Origin of the sequence: Polynucleobacter sp. Latsch14-2 (genome assembly GCF_018881925.1) — a bacterium.
GTDB lineage: Bacteria > Pseudomonadota > Gammaproteobacteria > Burkholderiales > Burkholderiaceae > Polynucleobacter.
On sequence record NZ_JACVPL010000004.1, the window covers coordinates 97,369 to 122,424 of the forward strand.

Genomic DNA, 25,056 nt, shown 5'->3' on the forward strand with positions numbered 1-25,056 from the left:
CTATAGAAGTGGTAGCGATTCAATTTACAAGTTAATACATTGAGCAGATTAAAACGACATTGCCATTGGTTACTAGCTGATGACTTAAAGAGGATTACTAAACCTCGGTGGAGGTGAATTACATCGGCAGATTGGGATGAACTAGATTTGAAGAAAAGTTGGCTAAGATTTTGCAATTCAAGTGTCGCGTTTCGGGACACTTGTAGCTTAACTTCAGATTAGGATTTGGGCGACCACTATGTTTGTCGGGAAAACCGACATTTCAGCTGAATGCTAGATGCCTAGGAATCGATCGAGTAAAGAATATGGAATTTAAGGCTATAAAAATCTGGCTCATTTACAAGGCTTTGCATTTTGTATTAGCGCCTTCTTCAAACGCTCCATCAGCATTTGACCCATGATCTCAGGACGACCTTGGAAAATCCGCTCTACCTTATCGGGACCGGTATGATTTCGTCGCAATTCATTTCGCAGCTCATGATTCTCAGCCAATTTAATAGTCGCTTTAATGTAGCCTTCAGTATCGGTAGCTACTAACCAATTCGGTAAGCCAAAGCGCTCAAAGAGACCCTGATCTATATGTTCATTAACTTCCATGCCAGTCTTACATACACCCACTAGACCAGCCGTCACGGTATCAATAATGCCGTTGGTATTGCCAAATGGAAAGGGATTAATAAACATATCGCACTTACGCACGATCTCCATATATTCGGTATATCCACGATGGCTATACACAATGGCATGATCACCCAAAACATTGCTGACTACCCGTTTGACTTGCTCATAGACCATGCCCTGGGCAAAAGCGACTGCAAAATGGAACTTCACGGGTACCTTGCTACGAGTCGCAATCTCCTTGCAGGCATTGAGAAAACCTGGGTTGATTTTCATAGCTGAGGCGGCAACGACAATATCAACCACTTCTGGATTTTCACGAATGATTGGCGGCTCTGGGTTTTGACTTGCCAATCCTGATGGGCGGTATGGCATACCGTCATTGGGTAAGATTAATAACTCTTCGCTAAAACAATCGGGATCGCCTACATAATCCTCTTCCACCACTACATAGTCCATGTGCTTCGAATGCGTGGTAGCGGGGTGACCCAGGGCCATCGCCATCACTGGCGCCAAACGGATGTTCGTGAGCATCATCGTAAGCGGGAACATACCCACGCTAGGCATATAAAAGGCTTGCGCCTGTCGACTCTGTGCCACACCCCGAATTTGGGCAATTTGCTCTTGAAGGCTAGCAGGCTTGATTTCAATCCACTCATCAAACACGGCGTGGCCGACCGCATCAGTTGCATTGGCTAGGCCCATACCCACTACATGAAAGAGCTCTCGTGCAGCCTCTAGAGTGCGTGAGTGAGTTCGATAAATCGAATGTCCTGCATTAAACCACTCCATTACAACCAGCATGGTTGGCTTAGAACCCTTTTTAGGAATCTCTACCAGGGCATCTAGCGGCAATAGCTGATGCTGCTCTAGCCAGCGTTCGATGAGTACATTAATCGAGCCTTTAATGGCGTGCTTATTTGGAATATCTGCATAACTACAGTGCATGTAAACATCGTGCATGATGCCAAATGGCAGAGAATCGAGACTATCAATTTCTGGGAGTTTTTCGGTTAACCAGGGCAATAAAGTCTCACGCTTTTCATGCGCCTGTGGGGAGCCCAAAAATCGTGGGGATAGTAAGGCCATGCCCAAGCAAGCGGCCAAGTGCTTATTGGCATCCCATAATGCATCGATTTCTAAAACAATTTCAGATTCCGGCAAATACAGCAAACAAAACTTAGGTAGATCTTGAGGCTTTAATTCAAGATGATTGAGGTTGCCTTTACCCGCTAAATTGAGGGCCCTAACTACATGATCAGCATTAAGAAAGTTCGTTGAGCCAAATATGGTGGCAAACCAGCGCTGCAATGTGAATAGAGAGGTGAAGCTTTGCGGGGCAAAGTGGAAATCTTTATCCGAAAATAAGCAGGAAATAGCCGATGCCAAACGAATTCCGATATGCGCCTCCCGCTGTTCGGGCGCAATACCAGCTAAAGGTTGCGCCTGAAAGCGATCGCCCGGAACACCATAACTACTGTCTAAGAGAGTAAGTAGCCCAACTAGCATCCTAGCCGCCTCTTCATGTTGGCGGCTGTAAGCCAGATGCTCAAACTCTTCTAGGCGAAATACATTCATTTAAAGGGTGGCTTTTCGCATACATTGTGGAAAAGGCAGTATTTGCCATGAACAACCACTCACGCTTTTGATTTACCTTCAATCTCATCAAAATTGCGGTTGATAATATTTCTTAACTCATCTACTTGCTCTAATGCATATCCACGATTAGGAAAGACTGCGGGCATACGTAACATGTTGCCATCGTCAGCTAAAAATGCAGACTCAACTGAGACGGAATTTTCCAGAATATGTACTATGAAAAGCCCTTGCCCAGTAACTGAATCACGTGGAGGCATCACATCCGTTTCTAGTTTGAAAACTTCTTTTTCTACTGATTTAGAGGTTGCCTTCTTAGATTTTCCACTCTCCGTATTTTTTAGCTTATCCCTTACTTTGATCGTCATCTTAGATTCTCTTAGTTGTCCCGCTCAATCAATTGACTAGAAAACAGACTAACGGTGTCCAATCTATTTTCCCGTTTTGATTCTGTATTAATTAAGAATATTTTTCCATCCTGCTCTACCGCCTTCATAGAGTCAACTTCAGGCAATCTGGTAAGTGGTGGAATGGCACCAAATGACCAATCGCTCAAAACAGGTGAAATATCATTCTTTATGGCGCTCACTTCCATCGCTGTTGATTCTTCATTGGAGTTTTTGAGGAAGATTATTTCATCATTAAATGCTATAGCATCCAGTGCTACTGGTGACGCAGCGGTTTGAGTCTTAGGCAATGGGAGGTAAAGCGTTGTACCGCCCTGAACCATTGTTGATTGATAGATCCAAGAATTAGTAGCTGGCACTGTAGCCGGAAGAATATTTCCAGTTAGCCCCACTGGCTGAATCAAACTATAGTCAGACGTCAAACTACCAATTGGTGAATTGGATGAACTAAAACTATCGCTGGCGGTTACCGACACTCCGTTCGCAACATTAGGACTTATAAAATTACCAGCCTGTAGTAGCACTAATGAATCGCCTGCTACAGCACCTTGTAATGTGCCATTGGTGAGTGTTGCTGTTGTCGTTCCATCGTAAATTTTATTAGCTACCGTTGTACCAACTACAGTCAATGGTGCTGGCGTAATGACAACGGGGGCATTCGCAGCATTGAGAATAGGTAATTGATAGTTACTTGCTAATCCACCGGCAGAACCATTGCTTAAGGCAATGGCCGTAATGTAATTTGAGCCATTATCAGCAACGTGACTGCTATTGGCTGATGCGCCACTATAGGAAAGCGTTTGATTACCGACCAGATTACCGATCGAGACATTGGTTAATACAGTTGAACCACTATAAACCTGCGTATTGGTTAAAGTTATCATACGAGGAGCAATCGTTCCATTGCTACCTGAGAATGTAGAGCCTCCAGATAGGACATAGTTAGCGGCATTTGTACCGCTGAGTTGTAATCCGCTGACGGTATAGCTTAGGTTGGTGCCCGCATTGGCTTGCGAGAAAGCGCCACCGCCACTGATATTGACATTATCACCAGCAATAATTGATGGACTCAAGCCAATGGATAAGCCGCTCATTGAGGTAGTGCCATCGTATACCTTGCTGATATTTCCAGCTTGAGGAGTTACAGTCAATGCGCTTACGGCCAAAGTACCAAGAGTTGTTGTAGTACCGTTGAAGTTAGAGCTAGTCTGATTAATAACACTGCTACCCATTTGGTAGTTATAGACATTCAGATTCCCACTTCCACTAACCGTAGTATTTGCCGGAGACAATGCAAGGGTGACTGTTCCGCCATTAGGATCGTTATAGAGGTAAGTGTTATTACCCAAAGTGCCATTTGATGCCAGGGTTAAGTTGGCTACAAGTGTAGTGTTGTATAGATACTGAACCGAAGTTGGACTTAGCGTTGCGTTTGTACCATAAGTGGTAATTGCATTACCCGTCTGAATCAGTAGTTTATTTGCGGGGACAACAGTGAAGGTACCATTGGTATAGGCAAAATGATAGTTGGTTGAACTAAAACCGTTAGCCGTTAGGTTATATGAGCCTGCTGAAGAATTGGCTGTAGCAGAATTGGTGACCGTACCGTTCACTAAACCAGCGGGTGATGTCTCGCCGTTCACTAAGCCATTAATCGTTATGTTGTATGTCCCTGGCAAGGTCTGCCCAACAAAGATTGCATCATTATTTGGTGTAATGGTGGCATTTGCCTGCGCCAATACAAATGTATTTGTAGTTGTTGTATTTAGCGTTGTATTGGCAACCGAATTTAACCGGTAATTCGCCATATTGGCAGTGCTATTGGCAGCAAGATTAAGCGAGGTCACATAGCTAGCCTGATTGACGTTCGCATTATTAACTACTACCGAAGAAATACCGCTAATAGTTTCACTATTGACTAAGCCGGTGACGTTATATGTTGCCGGTGTTACTAGTGTTGTACCGCTATAGGTGCCTGTTGTGGCAATGCCCAATGGTGCCGGAGTGACAGTTAAGTTTCCAGTCACATAACTAATATTGTAGTTACTTGTAAGGTAACCATTGGCACCTGTCGCATTACTAATTGCAATAGTGTAATTTGTACCGCCGTTGACTGATGCATTAGCAACTGCGCCCGAACTAGATATATTAGCCGCGGTTAACGTATCGCTGCCCTGCAATCCCACGGGCGTAAACTCTGTGCCGCTGTAGGTAATGTTTTGACCATAAACCTTAGTTGAGCTATTAGCCGTAATCGTGAGATTGGCCTGAGCCAAGTTAAAGGTATTGGTAGTGTTGGTAGTAGGCGCACTGTTATAAGACCCATTAATCACATAGTTGCTCATATCGGCAGTACCAGTGAGCCTGGTTAGACCGGTGACAAAGTTATTAGCAGATGCCACATTAGCATTGCTCACTGCCAAATTTGCGGTAAGTATCGTTTCACCATTTTGCAAACCTGTCAGGTTGTAGTTGGTGCCGTTAACTGACCCATTAAAATTAGTTGAACCGTTATAGGTACTGTTGGCAGTAATGCCTAAGGGCGCTTGGCTAATAGTTAGCGCGCCATTGGTGTAGGTAATGTTGTAGTTGCTTGCCAAGCCATTGGTAAAGGCTACTGCGCTTGGTGTGAGATTAGCTGTTTGACCAGCATTGGTAGTCGAAATAGCTGGTGAACTTACCGTGGCATTGCCTATGGTATTGCCGTTATATAGAGTAGTGCCACCTGCTAAGGTCACCGTATCGGTCGTCGGATTTGCGGCACCATAGGTGCGAGTCAAATTACCCGCTACCAATGTAAGAGGTGCTTGCGTAATATTTAGAGTACCGTTGACGTAGCCAATGTTGTAGTTGCTAGCAATAAAGCTGCCGCCTGTTGCACCAGTAGCGGTGATGTTGTAAAGACCAACGTTTGTAGTATTTGCAACGCCAGCACTTGATAGCGTCACCCCACCAATCGTTTCACTATTTTGCAGACCAACTGGTGTAAACGCTGTTGTGCCTAAGGTGGTACCCAGACCATATTGGGTGCTGGTGTTGTTTGCCGTAATCGTTAGATTGGCCTGAGCCAAGGTAAAGGTATTAGTAGTGTTAGTAGCTATAGCATCGTTATAAGCAGTAGTAATGTTGTAGTTACTAATGCTTGCGTTACCAGATACCACGGTCAGGCCTGTGACGTAGTTAGAGCCATTGGCCGACACATTAGAATTGCTCACCGTTAAATTAGCAGAAGCAATCACCTCGCCATTTTTCAAACCAGTCAGGTTGTAGCTGGTGCCGTTAACTAAATTATTAAATGTAGTTACGCCGTTATAGGTACTGTTGGCAGTAATGCCTAAGGGGGCCTGAGTAATGGTTAGCGTACCATTGGTGTAATTTACGGGGCCATAACCAAGATTATTGGCGCTCTGCGTGATATTAATTCCATGCGTTCCCGCATTGTAGTAATTGGTGCTGGATAAACCACCGCTAATCGTAACGGTTGGCGTAGACCCAAATATTTGAGCTAAAGAATCACCGTTCACCGCATTAAAAGTAATGTTGTTATAGGTATTTGCATTGCTGCTATTGGCAACCCCGTATACAGAAGTATTAGACGCTTGAGTCAAATTCAGCGTGGGGCTTTCGCGGTAAATTGCATATACGCCAGTAGTTAAAGGCGCTGCGGTTGTGTTGTAGCCTGTTGACGCTAATGTACTGTTATAGCGAAACTTGCCTGAGCCAGACCCAACCGAGGTAGTAACGCCGGTACTATTGGCAATACTACCGGTATAAATAAGTGAAAGACCGTTAGCGCCAGTAGAAACAGTGCCACCATTCATATACAGATCAAACCCAGCAGTTGTATTTCCTACTGCAAGTCCAGAACCTGCCGCCAACAATATTGCCGGACTTGCTGAAGCATTGGCAGTACTTGTAGTTACTACGTTTTGATCAACGCTAATAGCACCAGTATTTTGAATCTTAATAAGCCCGGAAGCGCTTATCCCCTCTAAACCCAAGGTACGAGTAGTTCCAGAAAATCCATAGTTGTTGGCAATGGTTAAGTTACCAACTCCAGTTGCTGACATTTGATCAATTAAATTAGAAGCTGTCAGAGTAATGTTTCCGCCAATAAAGCGAACATCATTGTTCAGAACCGGAAGTCCTGTGTATTCACTTACATTTCCACTGGAGACTAAAGTTAACCCTTTCGTGGGGTCACTAAGTGAAGCTGTTGGAGCGGCTCCAATTTGAGCATTTAAAACAAGGTCTTTGCCTTGAAGAACAATGCTATTAGGCATAAAAATATGATTGCCTACTGTGATGTTCCCTGTATTGGCAAAACTATAGACCGTATCGCTAGATTGTCCACCCCCAGTGTAGTTACCAATCACTAAATTTTGTAATGACGTTGTATTTGCACTTAAGCCAGGATTTAAATTATTGATAGTGACATTAGATAGGGTGTTGCTACCTACTAGACTGGTCGCAGGGGATCCATAGGTACCATTCCATATAAATCCACCACCAAAATTCCCGCTACTCGATTCAAGGTTAAGTGTTCCATTAGAGTTGATTGCTAAGCCCGTACCGGAATACCCATCGCTGACCAAAACAATAGTGCCGGTTGTATCAGTAATCGATGCACTAGTAACATTCATTGATGCGCCAGATTTTTGCCACAACATCACATCGCCTGCGCCGACTGACAAGCTTCCGCATAAATTAATTTGAGCGCCTGAATTGCCTACTGTCAGGCCATGCCAAACTGTGCTGCCAAGAGTCGTATTGGAGCCGCCTACCCAAAGATTGCCGCCATTAGTGGTGACATTATTTACTGTAACGGTGGAATTGGATGTTGCGTTTCCAACACCCGACCAAAGAACTACATTTGCTCCAGCTGAGTTACTGGCTGTGATGTTTCCAGAACTAAGAACTCCACCATATGAAGATAAGGAAATATTCGATAAGCCTCCACCCGTCTTTAGAATATTAGCTGAAACATTGAGAGCGTTAGTAATGTTGGAGTATGCAATCAGGCTGATATCGCCCGTGTTGCTACTAGCAAGATTCGAGCTAACATTGACTATGCCTCCATAAATACTTATCGGACCAGCAATGCCAATATCGCTGCCAATCGAAATGTTTGCTCTATTACTAGTGCTACCTAAAACTAAACCAGTCAGAGTCGATGCGTAGGTATACGTAGGCGTGAAATTACTAGTAAAGCTCGAACTCACATTGGGCTGAATAGTAATATTGCCTGCACCAGCAAAGCCACTGGTAGTTGGTGTCGAATTATTAGTGAACACAATGCTACTAGTATTTACTGTTGTTAATCCAGTGTAGGTTGCAGCGCCATTCACATTCAAAGTGCCAGAACCACTGTTCGTAAGCGTGCTACCTATACCTGAGATTGCTCCAGCAATGGAAGATGCACTCCCGGCATTGACCTCCAGACTGCTTATATTTGAAACTGTTGAACCCAAAGTAACGTTACCGCTACCTGCGCTCAGTTTAAGCGCTGATGTGGCACCAGTTGTTGCGTTTCCTACAGCATAGCTAATGATTACGGTGCCGTTTGCCCCAACAGCATTAGAGCCACCGTACAGATTAGCACCGCCGCCGCCACCTGTATTTGCAGTGGGATTTTCGCCGTATCCCGCACCACCAGAGCCATAAGCAATATTAGTACCAGTAATGTTTGAGCTTAAGCCTAAACCACCATAACCATCGGTATTAATTGTGGTGGCGTTGCCATTAGCGCCCCCACCGCCACCGCCATTACTTCCAATACCTCGACCCCCGGAATATCCGTTTTGAGAAGTACCAGTTCCGCCCACAGAACCGCTACCAGAACCAGATCCACCACCGCCACCGCCACCGCCAGCTAGATAGGTTCTACCTGCAGTAGATGGATTGTTGTTTCCGACACCAATGTTGCCAGGAGAACCAACGCTACCACCGCCATTGTTACCGCCGCTACCGCCGCCACCAACATAGTTAGTGCCAAGAGAAGTATCTCCACCATTTGAACTGAGAGCACCACCATTACCAACAGTAAGACTGACAGAGTTGCCACTGAGCGCATAAGTGCTGCTATATGCGCCACCACCACCGCCGCCGCCACCCTGATACTGACCCACAATCGAAGTGCCACCACCGCCACCGCCACCAACGAGCAAATAATTCAAAGTGGATGACAAGCCTGACTGGTTGAAGAACACATTACTACCAGCGCTATATGCAAGATATATGCCCGTAGTATTTCCGGTGACAGTGCTAGCAGTTACACCATCATATAAATTTGAGGCCATTGTTACAGCATAGTTCTGTGCAGTTCCTGAGTAATTGCTTACCGCACCACTCAGAGTGATATTGCCGCCGTTGGTACTAAGACCAAGGGGGTTGCCATTGAAATTAGCAATTTGTACGGGGCCAGAAATGTTGATTGCTGTGCCATTAGTAGTAATGTTGCCAGTCAGGTAACTAGTGCCTGTACCGTTTTTAACAAAACCTCCATTAGCTGTAATAGTCATACCAGCTGCTGAGGTGAGGTTAGTTCCCATTACAAAGTTGCCAGTGGCATTAACGGTAAGCTGACCGCCAATGGCAACGTTCCCGCCTAACACTACGTTGTTGCTGGCAGTTAGGGTTAGGTTATTGGTGGATGTTATGTCGGCCAAAATGCCGAGTTTTCCGCCATTAATACTAATGGGGCCTGAAATATTAATTGCACTAGGAACAATAATGTTCGCTGTATTACTTGCACTACCTAAGGTCAAGCCGCTTAAGGTATTGGCATAGGTGTAATTAGCCATTAGGCTACTAGTAAAGCTCGAACTCACATTGGGCTGAATAGTAATATTGCCTGCACCAGCAAAGCCACTAGTAGTTGGTGTCGCATTATTGGTGAACACAATGCTACTGGTATTCACTGTTGTTAATCCAGTGTAGGTTGCAGCGCCATTCACATTCAAAGTACCAGAACCACTATTCGTAAGCGTGCTACCTGTACCTGAGATTGCTCCAGCAATAGAAGATGTATTCCCAGCATTAATCTCAAGACTACTTAGATTTGAAACCGTAGAACTCAATGTAACGTTACCGCTACCTGCGCTCAGTTTGAGTGCTGATGCAGCACTGGTTGTTGCATTACCAACTACATAACTGATGATGACGGTACCGTTTGCTCCAACACCATTGGAGCCAACGTACCCTTGAGAGGAAGAGCCACCTCCTATAGTAGTTGGGGTTGCACCTGAAGAGTTGCCACCACCACCATATGCAGTAACGGTCCCAGTAATGTTTGAGGAGTATCCTAATCCACCAGTTGTTACGGACGCAGCACCATTGGCACCACCACCGCCGCCGCCATTATTTCCATTGTTTGGAGCCCCGGAATATCCGTTTTGAGAAGTACCAGTTCCGCCCACAGAACCGCTACCAGAACCAGATCCACCACCGCCACCGCCACCGCCAGCTAGATAGGTTCTACCTGCAGTAGATGGATTGTTGTTTCCGACACCAATGTTGCCAGGAGAACCAACGCTACCACCGCCATTGTTACCGCCGCTACCGCCGCCACCAACATAGTTAGTGCCAAGAGAAGTATCTCCACCATTTGAACTGAGAGCACCACCATTACCAACAGTAAGACTGACAGAGTTGCCACTGAGCGCATAAGTGCTGCTATATGCGCCACCACCACCGCCGCCGCCACCCTGATACTGACCCACAATCGAAGTGCCACCACCGCCACCGCCACCAACGAGCAAATAATTCAAAGTGGATGACAAGCCTGACTGGTTGAAGAACACATTACTACCAGCGCTATATGCAAGATATATGCCCGTAGTATTTCCGGTGACAGTGCTAGCAGTTACACCATCATATAAATTTGAGGCCATTGTTACAGCATAGTTCTGTGCAGTTCCTGAGTAATTGCTTACCGCACCACTCAGAGTGATATTGCCGCCGTTGGTACTAAGACCAAGGGGGTTGCCATTGAAATTAGCAATTTGTACGGGGCCAGAAATGTTGATTGCTGTGCCATTAGTAGTAATGTTGCCAGTCAGGTAACTAGTGCCTGTACCGTTTTTAACAAAACCTCCATTAGCTGTAATAGTCATACCAGCTGCTGAGGTGAGGTTAGTTCCCATTACAAAGTTGCCAGTGGCATTAACGGTAAGCTGACCGCCAATGGCAACGTTCCCGCCTAACACTACGTTGTTGCTGGCAGTTAGGGTTAGGTTATTGGTGGATGAGGAAACAATGTCAGCCAAAATGCCGATTGTTCCCGTTTGGGAACCACTAGACCCTGTAGTGACATTGACGTTAGCAGTCGATAGCGCAGTCGTTAAAGTTGAGTTTCCAAGTATTGAGTTATTTGAAGAGGCGGTAGTGCTACCCCCAGAACCAGAAGTGATGTAGAGGTTGTATGGATCAAGTAATAGAGTTCCAACACTCCCGCCCTGACTACCCAGTAAGTTTGTATAACCCGTATAGTTTAGGAGAGTCTTTCCTGATACCTCTGCATTTCCACCGGAACCAGATTGGCCTGCACCCTGCGCAAATATGCTGCCCGAAAAATTGGTTGTGCCTTGAGACCAGAGAACAACCTTACCACCATCACCTTGTTGTGTTGCGCTTGCTTGAATCACGGCACCATCTTGCATATTGACTGTGGTGGCCTGAAATGTTCCGTTGCTTCCTTGCCAATCTCCACCCACAAGAACATTACCGCCACCTCCAGCACCCGATGCATTAATACTAGAGTTACCGGTTAAGGTGATAGCGTCACCAGTGATGGTGACGTTACCACCTCGAGCTGTATTACTACTCACATTAAGGCTGCCATTATTAGCAACAGTGCCGCCATCTAAAATGATTCTGCCGCCAACCTGAGTAACGCCTTGCGCTTCAATCACGCCATCATTAATGATGCTAGCGGTAAGTTGTGCCAATGCTTTTGTAGAAAGAATGACTAAACCATTAGGCGCTTGAATGGCATGTCGATTTTCAATCAGAGTATCTATCTGCGATGCAGCAACGGTAATGCTGTCAAGCTTGTTGGTGGCACCAAAGTTCAAGGTAACGGATTCACCACCAGCTAGTGCAATCGTGCCAGCTTGAGCAACAAGCACACCGCTATTGCGCACTTCTGGAGCCAGCATAGCGATGTAGCCATTCAGGTTGGCTTGGATAGTGCCTTCATTAATAACTTTGCCAACACTGCCATTACGAGTGAATGTTGTGCTACCGGCCATAAAGTCAGCGTCTGACATTTGCATGGTAGTTGCAACAATACCGCCCACATTAACGTTAGCTCCTGGTGCAAAGTAAATACCTGCTGGGTTTACCAAATAAACCTGGCCATTAGCTGAGAGCTGGCCGTAAATCTGACTAGGGTTTTGTGAAGTGATGCGATTAAGCGCTACGCTGCTGGCGCTGGGCTGTACAAAATTAACTGCAGCTTGAGAACCAATATCAAAGGTATTCCAGTTAATGGCCGCGCGGTTAGAGGTTTGCGTAACCGTCATGGCATTACCAGCAGTGGCAATACTGGCTGCACCAGCGCTTACCTGTCCACCCGTTGGTAATTGATTTGGGGCTGGAGGCGCACTTGCCGCAATCGTTGGCAATAAACCAGCAGCCAAGAGTGCTGCTGCAACAGCTTTATGCGATCTGCGGAAATACGTATATCGAGCTTGGTACTCATGAACCAGCAGAGTGAGTGGCAGCATGACCAATTGATCATCTCGCCACACTAACTCATGACTTACTAGCTGCTGCCCTGCCCGATTTTCTCGGCGAGCTTGTGATTTAACTTTGCCCTGGCCTTTAGTTGCTTCGCTGACAGCCACCCATGCCATTCTGACACGGCACCATATGACTTTAAATACGCGATTAAGTGAGCTCTTCATTGATATGTCGTCTTAAGAAACATTAGGAGAGCTCATAAAGCCTTTACGCGCTACTTCAAAGGCGTGTTGGGTTTGATCTAATTCTTGAGTAATCAGCTTGCCAATACCAGCGCCTGAATCCTCAGGCTGACCTAACTTCACCACGTCCATGGTGGCATCCAATGGAGCTGGAGTTAAAATTGCTGGTGGTAAATCTCGCAACAAACTTCCCATATTCTGCGGATAGGACGTCTCTTGATTAACTTCAGAAGCTTTTACTGCCGAACTAGCAGGCTGGGACTTTGCCTTTGACAAAGGACTTTGCATTGCTTTAACGAGCCATTGCCCTAAGAATAGGCAGGTGAATACCCCTGCTAATAGCAAGATCCAAAAATGAAATCGATCCTCTAGCTGGTCAATACTCGCATTGGTATTTTTCTTAAAGTCGTCTAAATTGATCTTGAGACCACTGATTTTTTCATTGGTTGAAGTTAATTGTGATTTCATGGCAGCAGCTTGTTCATGCTGTACTGCGCTTTGCTTTACCAGTGATGTTTTTAATTGCGATATTTGGCCTTGCACTTTTGCTAGGTCCTGAGCGGTTACTTCGTTTTGACCTTGAGCACTATCCTGTGCGAACGCACTCATGCAGAACATGGCTATAGTCACACACCCCACTATGAAGTGAGTATGAGATTGTCCAAAAATCATTTTTTCTCTGGGGGAAGAGTAAATGAAACTATTTCATCGCCGACTTCAATGCCAATACGCACAGTCTGTCCACGCGCAACCAAATCATCCAAAGCAGATCTTTGAAGAACTAATTGAAAACGCTCTTGATCGACAAACATCCAAGAAGGCAAAGGACCGCCGTTGGCAAGGCCCGCCTTTAACGCACCTGCCACAGGATATTTGCGTAGCTCTTGAATCAGGTTTTCTGGGAAATCTACAGTAATCGTTTGAGTTGCTACGGCTGGGGATATGTTTGCGCGATGTTTACGCTCGATTTGACCAGTAACATCACTGCCTGATTCCATTGCTAGATTGCCGTAATGTATTGATCCATCTACTACAGCACCATTACGCACAATCACTGATACACCAACTACAGAGCCAGTAATATTTCCAAAAGTATCTAATTGATTGGCGGAAATAGCACCAACTAATGCGCCCTCTTTTTCAACTTTGAGGTTATTTGATTTCAAAGCACCATGAATTGAACCTGAAACCAGGCAAGTGCCCTTGCTAACTAATTCTTTATTGCCCTGTATCACGGCGCCTTCACGCACAATGACATCTTCACCATTAAAGCTGCCATCAAGCTTGCCTGCAATATCTAGCTGGGCGCACTCAATAACGCCAAACACTTGACCAGATGGGGTGATCTTGACAGTTTCAGCGCTGATAGAACCCTTTACTGTTCCGCCCAGCAAAATTGTTCCCGCTCCACGGACATCGCCATCAATCATAAAACCAGATCCCAGAACCAGGACATCACTCTCAGCATTTGTTGACATTAGATGTTCCAGTTAGAAAGGAATTGAACCCATAAACCAGAAGCGATTTTGGCTATTGCCGCCGTTCTGACTCAGATAATTAGTTGTACTTTGTGAAAGAGCGCCGGTACGCTGCGCCCAGACTGCCTTCAGGTTTGAGCCGTATGGGCCAAGCCAAGTCAGACTCAATCCATAACCTTGTAAAACATAATTGTTACTTACAGTATTAATCGCGGGATTGAACTTCCAGGTCTGCACATTAGCAATGTCATAAAAAGCAGCTAATTGGGTTTGATAAGGTAAGTTTTGACGCAGTTCAAAAGTAGTGAGATTGCCCTGACTTGCTGCACCTTCACCAGTAGCATAGGCACGTACACCAAGCGGACCTCCAAGATAAAGCTGCTCAGAGCTATCCATGTTTTTAGTTGCTAACTGACCAGAAACGGCGAGGTAGGCAGATGTGCTGTTAGTGATGGATTGGGTACGATTTAATCCATAACGAACTTTGGCAAAGTCTCCAGCTACACCATAGTAGCCGTTATAGACCCCCAAAGGATTTCGGTTTACATTACCACCCGACAAAATCACTGATCCAACGTTTAAGCCGCCACCAAAAAAGTTATCAAGAGAATTGCCAGTTAAGCCTGCTTGAGTAACGTTGGTGTTGTAAGTTTGCTCTGTATTGAGACCGGCAATTGTCCAGTTTTTAAACTGGCTGTAGTTCCAATACCCTACTGCAATTAAATTAGTTGCGCGGCTTCGAATAATGGGATAACTAGCCTCGACTCCGCCAGTATTTGCGGTACCGTTCGCGTACAAGCTGGAAAAGCTTTGATTAATAACGCGGTAGTTCATAGAGCTACCATTAATACCAACCCGCAAGCCACTATCTCCAACCGGGGCCGTATATCCTAAACGACCATAGGTACTACCTTCGGTGTACAAACCATAAACTGAAACCTGATCGCCAATACCCATAGGGCCATTTAAATTGATTTGCGCGGTTCCACGAACTTGGCCAGTACCCTGACTGCCATAGTTATCAACAGCAACCTGGCCATTGAATAAAGGCTTATCAGTTACGGTGACCAATAGATTGACTTCACCAGGCTTAGTGCCCTCTTGGATAGATCCAACTACATTCACATCAGGCAGATCATTCAGGGTGAGTAGCGCACGATCGAGCTCCTCCAATGAAAGCTCACTTGCTTTTGGAATGCGGCCATAAACCCAATCTTCAACCCGTTGATTGCTAACACGCTTACTTTGATTATCAATCTTGATGCCGCCCAATTTAGCCTCAACAATGCGAATCGTTATGGTGCCACCAGTAATGTCTTGTTGAGGCAGCATTGCCCGTACGAGCCAGCCCTTTTCTTGATAGAAGCGGCTAATGACATCGGTAGCTTGCTTTAAGTTATCAAACGTAATGGATTTATTTAAAAAGCCAGAAACCAGTGATTGAAGCTCTTCATTAGAAATTTTATTGTTACCAGTAAATACAAACTGCTTAACCACAAAAGTAACTTGGCCAGCTTTTGGTGGAATGAGGTCTGGCTTTAGCGGTGAAACCTCTCGCGTAGCCTGTGGCACATCGATTGCGGGTGGTGCTAGTTGTTGAATCTCTTGCAGGACTTGTCCAGCTGAAGTTTGGGCAAGTGAAATCCTAGCAATGCCACTTAGCGTAAATGCTATGCAAGCGGATAAAAGCAGTTGAGATAAGCGGGACATATATTAGAAACCGACCGTAAATGCTGCTATTACAGTCGTGGAGGCTTTAGCTTGATATGCATCTTGATGATAGATACCAGTTACACTTAAACGCTGATTCCTCTCAACATCATAGCTCGCGGCTAGTTTGGCCGTCGGACGAGTATTAATAGGGTTAGGGTGATGAGTCACCTGAGCAACCGGGGGAATCGAAGCGTTGATTGCGCTGTAAGAGCCATTGCTTATGCTCGTATCAGTCTCTGTACCAGTACTAGAAAGCAATATGCTACGTGAAATATCTTTGTGCGATGTACCAACACCAGCAAAAGCAGTTGTTGCATTGGTATTGATTGATTTCATGTTTTTTTAATTAGGTGAAATTTTAATAAGCCATATTCTCCCCAATTCAGCGCAATAAAAATACACACTAAAGTACTATGTACTAAGGTATGTAGCTCTGGATACCCTATGAAATAGAGCGCTCCTTACAAGTTAATATGCATAAAATTAGAGCTAATTCAAAAAACCCGCCCTTGAATGTGTAGCTCTAGTTATACCCATAGAACGAAATGAACACTTTGCCAACTAAATTAAAAATAAGCGCTAAAAAAGGGGGATGTTCATATGCAACCTATTAGCGTACTGATCATCATCTATAGCTTCATTACTGTTGGTACAGCAGCAACCATTTACTTCACATTTAGAGGGAAGTTTGATACTTCTGCAATGCTCTTCCTTGCGGTAGAAGTATTAATGCTCGGAGTTGTCGGTCTTAATTTTCTAGCCAGACAAGATCCAAGTTACGCTGTGCCATGGCTATTTTTTCTATCCAATTTTCTAGTCATCACTTCTGAAATTGTGCTGATTTTTAGCATCTATGGACTTGATCGAAAGGTGAAATTTACAAAGCTGTATCTTTTAATTTTCCTCAGTGCAATTTATTGCATCTTTATGGAATATGCCCGAGTTCATTTAGGCGCCACTTCACCAATCGCATTTCAGTGTAGTCTCTCAGCTTTGCTTGCGTTCATTGCAGCTTATGTTTGCAGAACAAGCATTGATTTGGACTTGAAAGGAAACCAATTTCTGAAATTGATTTCCTATTTGCAAATTGGGGTGGGTTTTATATCCTTGATACGCTTTATCAGCTTTTTTACCTCTGACCCTATTGCACCTAGAAATCCCAATGTCACAAATCCAATTGTTATATTTTTTGCCATCTACTTAACATTAAATGTATTTCGCTTCATTACCTACCAGTCACTAAGGATAAGTTGGATTAGCAAAGGCACTACGGGCATTAATTTTTTAAATAAGAATCTCTATAACTTAATCAATGAAAAAGAACAATTGCTACAAAATCTTATTAACTCCAATCGAATGATCGGTGTTAGCGCTCTTGCATCTTCACTCTCGCATGAGCTAAGTCAGCCGCTAACAAGCATCGCCCTCCAAACAGAGGCCATAAAAAGAGGTCTTGTTAACTCATCTGAGAATACGAAGTCTATAAGATCACTCGATAACATCGGCTCTCAAATCAACAGGCTATCTGTTTTAGTCAAAAACTTAAGGCAACTTTTCAAATCTCAGAATAGCCAATTAGCTTCTGTTGATCTGGCCAGTATTACTGAAGAGCTTATTGAAATCCTAAATTTTAATCTTCAATCTCCAAAAATTACCTTAACGAAAAATTATCAATCGCATCCAATTGTTGATGCAGATCCAATTCAGATTCAGCAAGTACTAATTAATCTCTTGAATAATTCTATTGAATCGATTTCTGAAGCTAACTTACCCAATAAAGAAATCACCATTTCTATATGGCAAGATGATAAAAATGCGATGGTATCTATTCAAGATACGGGTATCGGCATAAGGGGTGAGCTCTTACCAATCATTTTTGAGCTCTATAAATCCTCAAAAGCATCTGGACTTGGAATTGGCTTGTGGCTCTCTAAAACCATCATAGATAAACATAAGGGTACTATTGCTGCATCGAACAACTCCGGTGGAGGTGCAAATTTCACTATTGCCATCCCCTTATCCCAAGTTAAATCATGAAAAATTGCAGAGTTTTAGTTGTTGATGACGACAAAGAGGTAAGACGTGGTTTATTTGAATGGCTCTCTTATGATTATGAAGTGCAATGCTTTGATTCAGCTAAGTCAATATTGGCAGCAATAAACCAACTCGAGTTTGAAAATGGCCCTCCAACTTGTATTTTGCTTGATTTGCAAATGCCAGATATGAATGGCATGGAGCTATTGAGTCAACTTCAGCTGATGAAGGTTATCCACCCCATTATTTTTATGAGCGGCAATGCAAACCAAGCTGACATAATTGAAGCCTGGCATGGGGGCGCTGTTGACTTTGTTCTGAAACCATTTAGCGCTGCACAAATTAGCTCAACACTTAAATCCCTATTCACCGAAATAGCAGAAATAAAGGATGAAGATTCATCAGGCTCTTCGGTAGGCAAAAATACTGATACCCCACCCCCCATTACCAGTAGAGAAGCGCAAGTCTTACTTTTACTTGGAAAAGGACATAAGCAAGCGGAAGTGGCGCATATGTTGGGCATATCTTTAAGCACCGTAAAGATGTACAGGAATTTCTTAAAAAATAAACTTAATCTCAACACTCTGGTTGAACTAGCATTATTTTGTGATGAGCATCGCCAATCAATTTCTGCTTTAGTCAGTACTAAAACTGGTCATCAGGATTAAGGTCACCTATTGGCCGGACTCGGCCGGTCAATCCCCTAAAAATAGCCTCTTTAGAGTGTCTGCAATGGTTTGAAAAGGAGTCGCCGAATATGAGTTACGCCCTTCTTTTGGATCGCAATGGCCGGCCCCTTTAAATAATTACAAGTGGTTCCTTTGACCGCAATGTGTAAATAGGCCTTAAAGCTGTTTTAACAATAAGCAAATACACACAATTGATGGGGCATGCCGAGCATCAATACATTAGTCATATCAACAATAATGAAAATTATTTAGGCGAGTGAGTCTTTGGGGGCATCAATCATATAAATGGGATGCCTGATTTTTCTCATCAGAATTCCATATGCTCAAAGGATTTCAAATGTCTACTATTCCAATAGCAAAGATGGCCCAACTACTGAAATCATTGCCAGCACAAATCTAACCCCATACAAAGCAGTTACTTTTGTATATTTCTCCTTGGGATTAGTGATGGCACTCAACTTCAGATCGATCTGAACTCGCCCTCGAGCAGCCTCTAAAGTCGTTACTCCAGAATCAGTAATCTGCTCGCAATTTAAACCTTTTTTCCAATAGGCAATTTGAATTTTTTGAGAAGAGCTATTGGCGACCTTGGTGCTGTCATGATTAATCACGACCGCCTGCGACATTCCCATTTCATTAATAAACCAAAGCCATTTTTTAGCATCTGCAAGGGAGCTTGTTTGAACAGATAAATAAGATCCGGAATCTGCGATTTCAGGATATTTATCGAGAAAATCACGAACGTGTTTTTGAGTTGTGAGATCTCTGACGGAACCCTCCGTTCGCTTACTGTAGAGAGCACTTAATACTTGAAATGTCTTTTTTGCAAAGGAGATGTGGGCATCCCCCGCAAGTAAATCAATCTCCCCCCGTGGCAATTGGGAGCCCTTCGTTGAAGCCGGATTTAGATTAAATAAAGTAGCAGGCAATGTTTTTTGTTTAGAAAACCATTTTTCTAGATCTGCTTTTGACAAACCAAATTCAAACGCAACCTGATCAAACCTTTGATCATTAACCGCAGAGGCGCTAGTCAATGAATTCAATGCATTGGCAATATGTTGCAACCTCTCCAAGCCCCCTTTTGGTGAAATGACGGGAGTTGGAACTTGATAATCAATACCGAGCGTTTCGACGACCTTAACAGCGTGGCTTCCCTTTAATACGGCGCGGTCAGTTATACGGTCAAGCAGTTCACCGTTTATATACTGCGAATTCTCATACTTCTCAATTTTTTTTGATAGGAGGACAAGGTGTGACTCTGAGTAGCTGCTCAAAGCTTGTAGAGCTTTATCACTAAGTTTTGGAGCGATGCGGTAGACCATTCTGCCCAAAATAAAATCTGATAAATGGATATAGGAACCCAAAGTAATAATTAGATCGGTATGCCCCATCAATAAGCTAACTTGTAACATCGATCGGCGATTAGTCTGGGCATCGCCAAGCATTCCACGACGCAGATCTTTTAGTATAAATGGCGTAAAGCGCTTCTTATTATGCTTTGCAGGCATAAACCATTTTGGCAGATAATTTCTCTCTAGCGGTTGATCAGCTAACCACATTTCAAATGCTAGGCGAGTGGCAAAACTGTGGCGCAGATGATGAAAGCGCAAAGTTTCATCATCTGCCATCTTTTGCAATGCATTGGTAATTAAATCTAAACGTTGATCCTTAGGATTGGCTTTGCCCTCTTTTACGAAATCGGGAAATAAATACGCACCTAAGTTACCAGCCTCCTCTTTAATTCTAGTGGAATACCATTTCAAGAGCCTCGTAAGCACCCCCTCAGGAGCCAAAATAGTTAGCGGTATTAGTCGATGTCCTGCTTTTGTCTTTAGATTTCTGAGTGCATTATCAGCAACCTCAAGCCAGGCATCAGGGAGAGACCCTTTATCCAAATCTTTAGCAACAACTTCAAGATCACCTAGTGTTAACCCAACAACCTCTGATCGTCGCAGACCACCAAAAAATCCTAGTTCGGCAATCTTTGCAAGTTGCTCAGCAACCCTTTTGCCAACTCTTTTTTTGGCATCACTATTAAGAAACTTCATCGTCCTATAAAAAGTATCGACGCTCACTATATTGGCATCGACCATGCCTTGACTTGCTCCCGATACATTGAAGATGCCACTCTCATCAATTTCGGCTACTTTATATTTTTCGACTAAATACTCATGAAGCGATTTCAAGGAATGCGCTACCGTTCGGCGTGCACCTATCGATGGAGTGTTATCAAGTGCGTTTCTGTAGATTTCAATGTAGGCAGTCTCGCTTCCCAGTTGAGTTAAATCCATTTCCCCCAACTGTCCAACCAAGCGACCTCCAATACAGTTAAGATTTTTGTAAATAGTATGTTTACTCAAGGGATGTCGCCCCCTTACTTTTTTAAGAACGTGCTCTGATAGCCATTCCCCGAGCAGACTAACGCTAGGCAATCGATTGAGCGCATCTTCTTTTTGCCAGCGACCCACCCGTTTTAGTAGGTCACCCTCATTGGCCAGAATTGCCGCGCCTAGACTCCTTAACTGCAAAGGCCAGGTGGCTTTGTCCTGCACATCATTTTCTTCGGGGTCCCCATGCTCCTCTCGGGGTCGGCGCTCCGGCCCGAGTGACGGACGCTTGGTGAGTATTTCCACCATTTCAGTCGGGGCATTATTGAAACGATGCCAAGACCAGTCTGGCAGGGAAACGCTAGAAAAATCATTGTTGGCGTAGCTGACTAGCCAAGGAGGAAGGTGTAAATGAAGGCGGGTTTTGAGTCCCAGTAAAATCTTGCCGATTGTTGTTGGCAATAGCAGCTGAAAACCTCTTTCCTTTGCGTAAGCCAAAATTAAAAAATAAATCTGCTCTGACTGCCTTCTCCCAAGATGTGATATTTCAATCAAAGAGGCTGGCCTCATGTTTGCCAACAGTAAACGAGTAAGCGGATCAGGAAACCAGCGCCTAGGGACTATCGGTCCCGAGTCTTTTTTGCCATCACCTGGCAATAAGACCAGCCAACGCAAATCGGACTCTGCCGTTAATAAAGACCCTGGCAAAGCCTTTAGAAAACTCGTCTGAATTAAAGCCCCATTAATCATCGCCGAGAGTATGACCCTACCCCACTGCGCATGAAGATGTAATTCTGAATTATCTTCAAGCGATTGATGAAAAGCGGTTATGAAGGGATGTACTTTTGCTAAGTGCTCCATATTCTTATGAATAAATGGCGATGCAGGATCATCGAACATTGGAATGGGAAGATACGGAATAGCCATATCAAACCGCTCAGAATTATTTCCAGCCTCAATCACTTCCAAAAATCGTCTACTAATTGCAAACCCTCTTTTTGGCGGGGCAAGCTCCCGAATGGTTGCGAGAAGCGCATCAAGCCCGATAGGATCCACATGAAACTTATTAAGACCTACTGCAGAAAGAATCTGTGGGCTAGTCAAATAAATACACTCAAATAGCCATAGATGGGTAGCGGGAATCTCCCCTACTTTTAATGCGGTCTCGGTAATGTGTGATTTAGCCAAGTCCCGAAATGGCTCGGGAGTAAATAAATGAGACCAGCCAATCCAAATATTAGCATCCTGCGGTAATGGAGGCGCCTTAAGCTTTGGAGCAGGATTTTCAGAAACCGTTTGCATTGTCTAAAACCGAATCGGCTTAAATTCAATTTCAGCAAGCATAGCCCTAATAATTGGCTCTATTGCTTGGCGAAATTGGTAAGGATCAAATCCTGAATCGGGCAGCCAGGCGGATTCACCTAGACCCCAATGGCCCAAAAAAGTACTGTTGATCGTGGCATGACTGCCTTTGGCATTAAAGAAGCTGGTTGCAGCATAGTGGCGGCCGGTATTGGAAATAGCCCAAATATTTTTGCTCACGCCATTTAAAATGGCCTGATGGGAAAAGCCAGAAAACTCTTTGGCAAACCACCCTTCTTTTCTCTCCTCAAAAAAGAAGAGCGTTTTTTCCAGTGAAAGCGTGAACTCTTTAACCCCCATTCCTTGTCGATCCCGATTTTTAGTAGCCTTTACCAGCAACACCTTTGGCTCATTTTCTGGAAGTAGCGTCCAAAGCCTTTTAAGGTGCTCTAAATATCGGTCAACACATATCTGCACTTGGGGAGGAATCCAGACTAAGCGAGCATGACTAGCATCATCCGTGTCCTTTTCTTGCATCGACATAAAACCTGTTTCGCGGTCGATTAAGGTTAAATCTAAGATCGGGGTGCGGACATCTCGAAATCCAGTTGCGATCCCCAAGACTATTCCAATATAGGCTGCTACCAAGTTGTGGTGCTCATAAGGGCTGGATGCGCTGTGCTCCTCAATTTGCGCTTGCAACTTGGCTAAGATCAATTTGATATTTTCTGGTTTAGGGGAAAAATCATTTCCTGTCAGAGATTCGGGAATAACCGATCTTTCGTGCTGCAAAGAAAAAAGCCCACTCGTTATCAACCCAACTTTGGTCATTTCATACCAGAGCTGACTCATTGCATTGCAGTAATATTGATTTAGTACTTCGCGATCTAAAGCAACGTAGTGTCTTTGAGTGTCGGCCTGGTTCGAAGCTCTACCGAAAATGGCGCAGTTACGCAGTAACTCCCGCTCCTCTAATCCATGAAACCACAATGGGATGAGATCACCAATTCGGTCGTGATTTGCCCAAAATTTGGAAATGCCCGCATTCAGGAGCTTTTCTCGTATAACTTCATTGAATAATTGCTCATATTCCGCAAGATCGCGCTCGAACCATTTGTCATTTGGCTTGCTGGGGAGACCTTTGCCAATACCCCAAATATCTGAAAAACCGAGGCGGGGATGGATCAACATCTGCTTGCCAAAAATTTCTAGAGTGCGGGGATCTCTTACAGGCGGCAAGTATGGGCGTAACCACACACCATTAAGTGAGGATGAATAGGCAAGCGTCCAATCCTCTGGCAGGCCTTCTATAGTATTAAAGCCGACTAATTGCGCTGCATCCCGTAATCGAGATCCAGTCACAATCGCAACCGCACACAGCTTTACTGTTTCTCGAATTAATTTATATTCCGCCTCTTTGCCAGCCGGAGGGGTTTTATAGGTAAGCGCTAGACCCTCCAAAATGTTGAGAAATTTCACCATAAGAGCGACATGGGGGCGCTTAAGACGAGTCTTAAACGCCTGTGCCGACATCAGCATCCCCTTATATCTTCCATGAGCGGCTGCGTAAATGGAGGCAAGTGGCGGTAACTTGCCTTTTTCTCCAGGAATATCCGGGGGATCAAAAAATTCCTCGGCTGGGAACAAAATCTCATCGGGGATGGTGAATTCGCCGGGATGATGCCCGGACTCCCAAATTTCTTTAAGCTCTTCCTCATCAGGAGCAATCGACACAATTCTGGGAGGCGGGATATCTCCCTTAACAACAATAAATGGAAATTCAAAATCCCTTTCACTAAAGTCCTCGGGGGGCTCATCCCGAACTACCACGTACTTTTTGCTAAAAACTTCTGGTGGATCCTCATCTATTTTGGGTTTTTTTCTGCCCTTGCCGGATCCCAGGGGTCGATCTTTAAAAACCGAAGGTCTTTTGGAGCCATAGGCATCACTTATAAGATCTGCAAGCGCCCCATATCCCTGATTGTCATGCGCACTATCACGATGCATTTGAGCAAAATAATCATGGGCAGCTGCGAAAGTTGCACCAATTCGAGACCAGCGCAATAGTTCACCGCTTCGCTCGGGTTTCTGAATCTTACGCAAAAGAAGGCCAGCCTCAACATAGCGCTGCAAATCAACATCATCTGAATTTCGATACGGACGGCTATTAAAGGATGCCAGTAGGAGCCCCTGAAGGCTTCGATAAGCATCATGTTTGGACTTCTCAGGCAGGCCATCATTTCCTACCGCAGAGTTCCATAGAACCGCCCAGACAGGGTGATCCTCTAAGGTTCCATGAAATGAGGAGCCTTTAACGTTCTTATTTTTACTTTTGTCCGCACTCACCTTACCCATTATTGGTACCTGGCGCAGCGCTGAATCCAGAGGGATCTGGGTGACGGCATTTAGCCATTTTTGAATTAAATCTAAGCTATTGCCTAAGCTCTCATCCCTCTTATTTGCCCATCGATGGGCTGCTGTCAAAATCTCAGGAAGGTTCGAAACAATCTGCCAGAGCCCCACCATTGAGCTGGGAATATCTAAAATTTGCGATACGTCTTCATGCAATTTTTCAAAATTAGGAGTAGCTTTAGCTGCCTTGATGAGCTCAAGGCGATGATCTTCTTTAAGTCTATTAGAACTAGGAGCGCTGACACTAGGCACTTTATTGTGCGAAGTCACCTATAGGAACTTGCAAACGGTGTAGCTATAGGAAATTCTAGGCGTGTAACCGACACTTCAATATGGACTTGATTGCTTGTAAAACGAAGTGGTTTGCCTGGAACTTGAGTATCAATCTGAAGGTGAAGTGGTGTTCACTTTATCACATATAAATTTTAAAAATTTTGGATTATTTTTGTAGAATTTATTTACGTTTTTGTCGGATACCAAAAGGTCTGGAACGATGAAGCCCTTTGTTTATATGGCTTTCGTGAGTTCAGTAAAAATTTCGCTGACTATGTCAA

The 25,056-nt window shown here is 44.3% G+C and carries 11 protein-coding genes; 2 read left to right on the forward strand and 9 right to left on the reverse strand.

The window, feature by feature from the left end; genetic code table 11:
• Window positions 1–333: 333 nt before the first annotated feature.
• Genes ICN46_RS05635 through ICN46_RS05665 form a run of 7 tightly spaced genes read right to left on the reverse strand, consistent with a single transcriptional unit; the run spans window position 334 to window position 16,074 of the window.
• Window positions 334–2,196, reverse strand: a complete 1,863-nt coding sequence (locus ICN46_RS05635) for a peptide transporter (RefSeq protein WP_216205763.1) — start codon at window positions 2,194–2,196, stop codon at window positions 334–336.
• Between the two features lie 59 nt (window positions 2,197–2,255).
• Complete coding sequence (locus tag ICN46_RS05640) at window positions 2,256–2,582, reverse strand: hypothetical protein (RefSeq protein WP_216205765.1); 327 nt, start codon at window positions 2,580–2,582, stop codon at window positions 2,256–2,258.
• An 11-nt stretch (window positions 2,583–2,593) separates the two neighbouring features.
• On the reverse strand, window positions 2,594–12,529 hold the full coding sequence (locus ICN46_RS05645) for a filamentous hemagglutinin N-terminal domain-containing protein (RefSeq protein ID WP_216205768.1): 9,936 nt from the start codon (window positions 12,527–12,529) through the stop codon (window positions 2,594–2,596).
• 12 nt (window positions 12,530–12,541) lie between these two features.
• On the reverse strand, window positions 12,542–13,219 hold the full coding sequence (locus ICN46_RS05650) for a hypothetical protein (RefSeq protein ID WP_216205770.1): 678 nt from the start codon (window positions 13,217–13,219) through the stop codon (window positions 12,542–12,544).
• Window positions 13,216–14,025 carry a bactofilin family protein gene (locus ICN46_RS05655; protein ID WP_216205774.1) on the reverse strand — a complete coding sequence of 270 codons (810 nt, stop codon included), beginning with the start codon at window positions 14,023–14,025 and terminating at the stop codon, window positions 13,216–13,218. Before ICN46_RS05655 ends, ICN46_RS05650 begins: the two co-directional genes overlap by 4 nt.
• Before the next feature lie 12 nt (window positions 14,026–14,037).
• On the reverse strand, window positions 14,038–15,735 hold the full coding sequence (locus ICN46_RS05660; RefSeq protein WP_216205776.1) for a ShlB/FhaC/HecB family hemolysin secretion/activation protein: 1,698 nt from the start codon (window positions 15,733–15,735) through the stop codon (window positions 14,038–14,040).
• 3 nt (window positions 15,736–15,738) lie between these two features.
• The gene (locus ICN46_RS05665) at window positions 15,739–16,074 is read right to left on the reverse strand and encodes a hypothetical protein (RefSeq protein WP_216205778.1); all 336 of its coding nucleotides are present in this window, start codon (window positions 16,072–16,074) and stop codon (window positions 15,739–15,741) included.
• Between the two features lie 264 nt (window positions 16,075–16,338).
• On the opposite strand from ICN46_RS05665, the gene ICN46_RS05670 reads away from it, so the two are divergent.
• Together ICN46_RS05670 and ICN46_RS05675 are read left to right on the forward strand one after the other, a co-directional pair.
• Entirely contained in the window at window positions 16,339–17,775 is a 1,437-nt protein-coding gene (locus tag ICN46_RS05670) for a sensor histidine kinase (protein ID WP_216205781.1), read from the forward strand.
• Window positions 17,772–18,440, forward strand: a complete 669-nt coding sequence (locus tag ICN46_RS05675) for a response regulator transcription factor (protein WP_216205784.1) — start codon at window positions 17,772–17,774, stop codon at window positions 18,438–18,440. The genes ICN46_RS05670 and ICN46_RS05675 overlap by 4 nt, the downstream gene beginning before the upstream one ends.
• Before the next feature lie 365 nt (window positions 18,441–18,805).
• Here the strand turns inward: ICN46_RS05675 and ICN46_RS05680 are convergent, their stop codons facing one another.
• Window positions 18,806–22,090, reverse strand: a complete 3,285-nt coding sequence (locus tag ICN46_RS05680) for a tyrosine-type recombinase/integrase (protein WP_216205787.1) — start codon at window positions 22,088–22,090, stop codon at window positions 18,806–18,808.
• A 3-nt stretch (window positions 22,091–22,093) separates the two neighbouring features.
• A complete protein-coding gene (locus ICN46_RS05685; protein WP_216205789.1) occupies window positions 22,094–24,772 on the reverse strand; it encodes a hypothetical protein in 2,679 nt (892 codons plus the stop codon).
• Window positions 24,773–25,056: the final 284 nt, after the last annotated feature.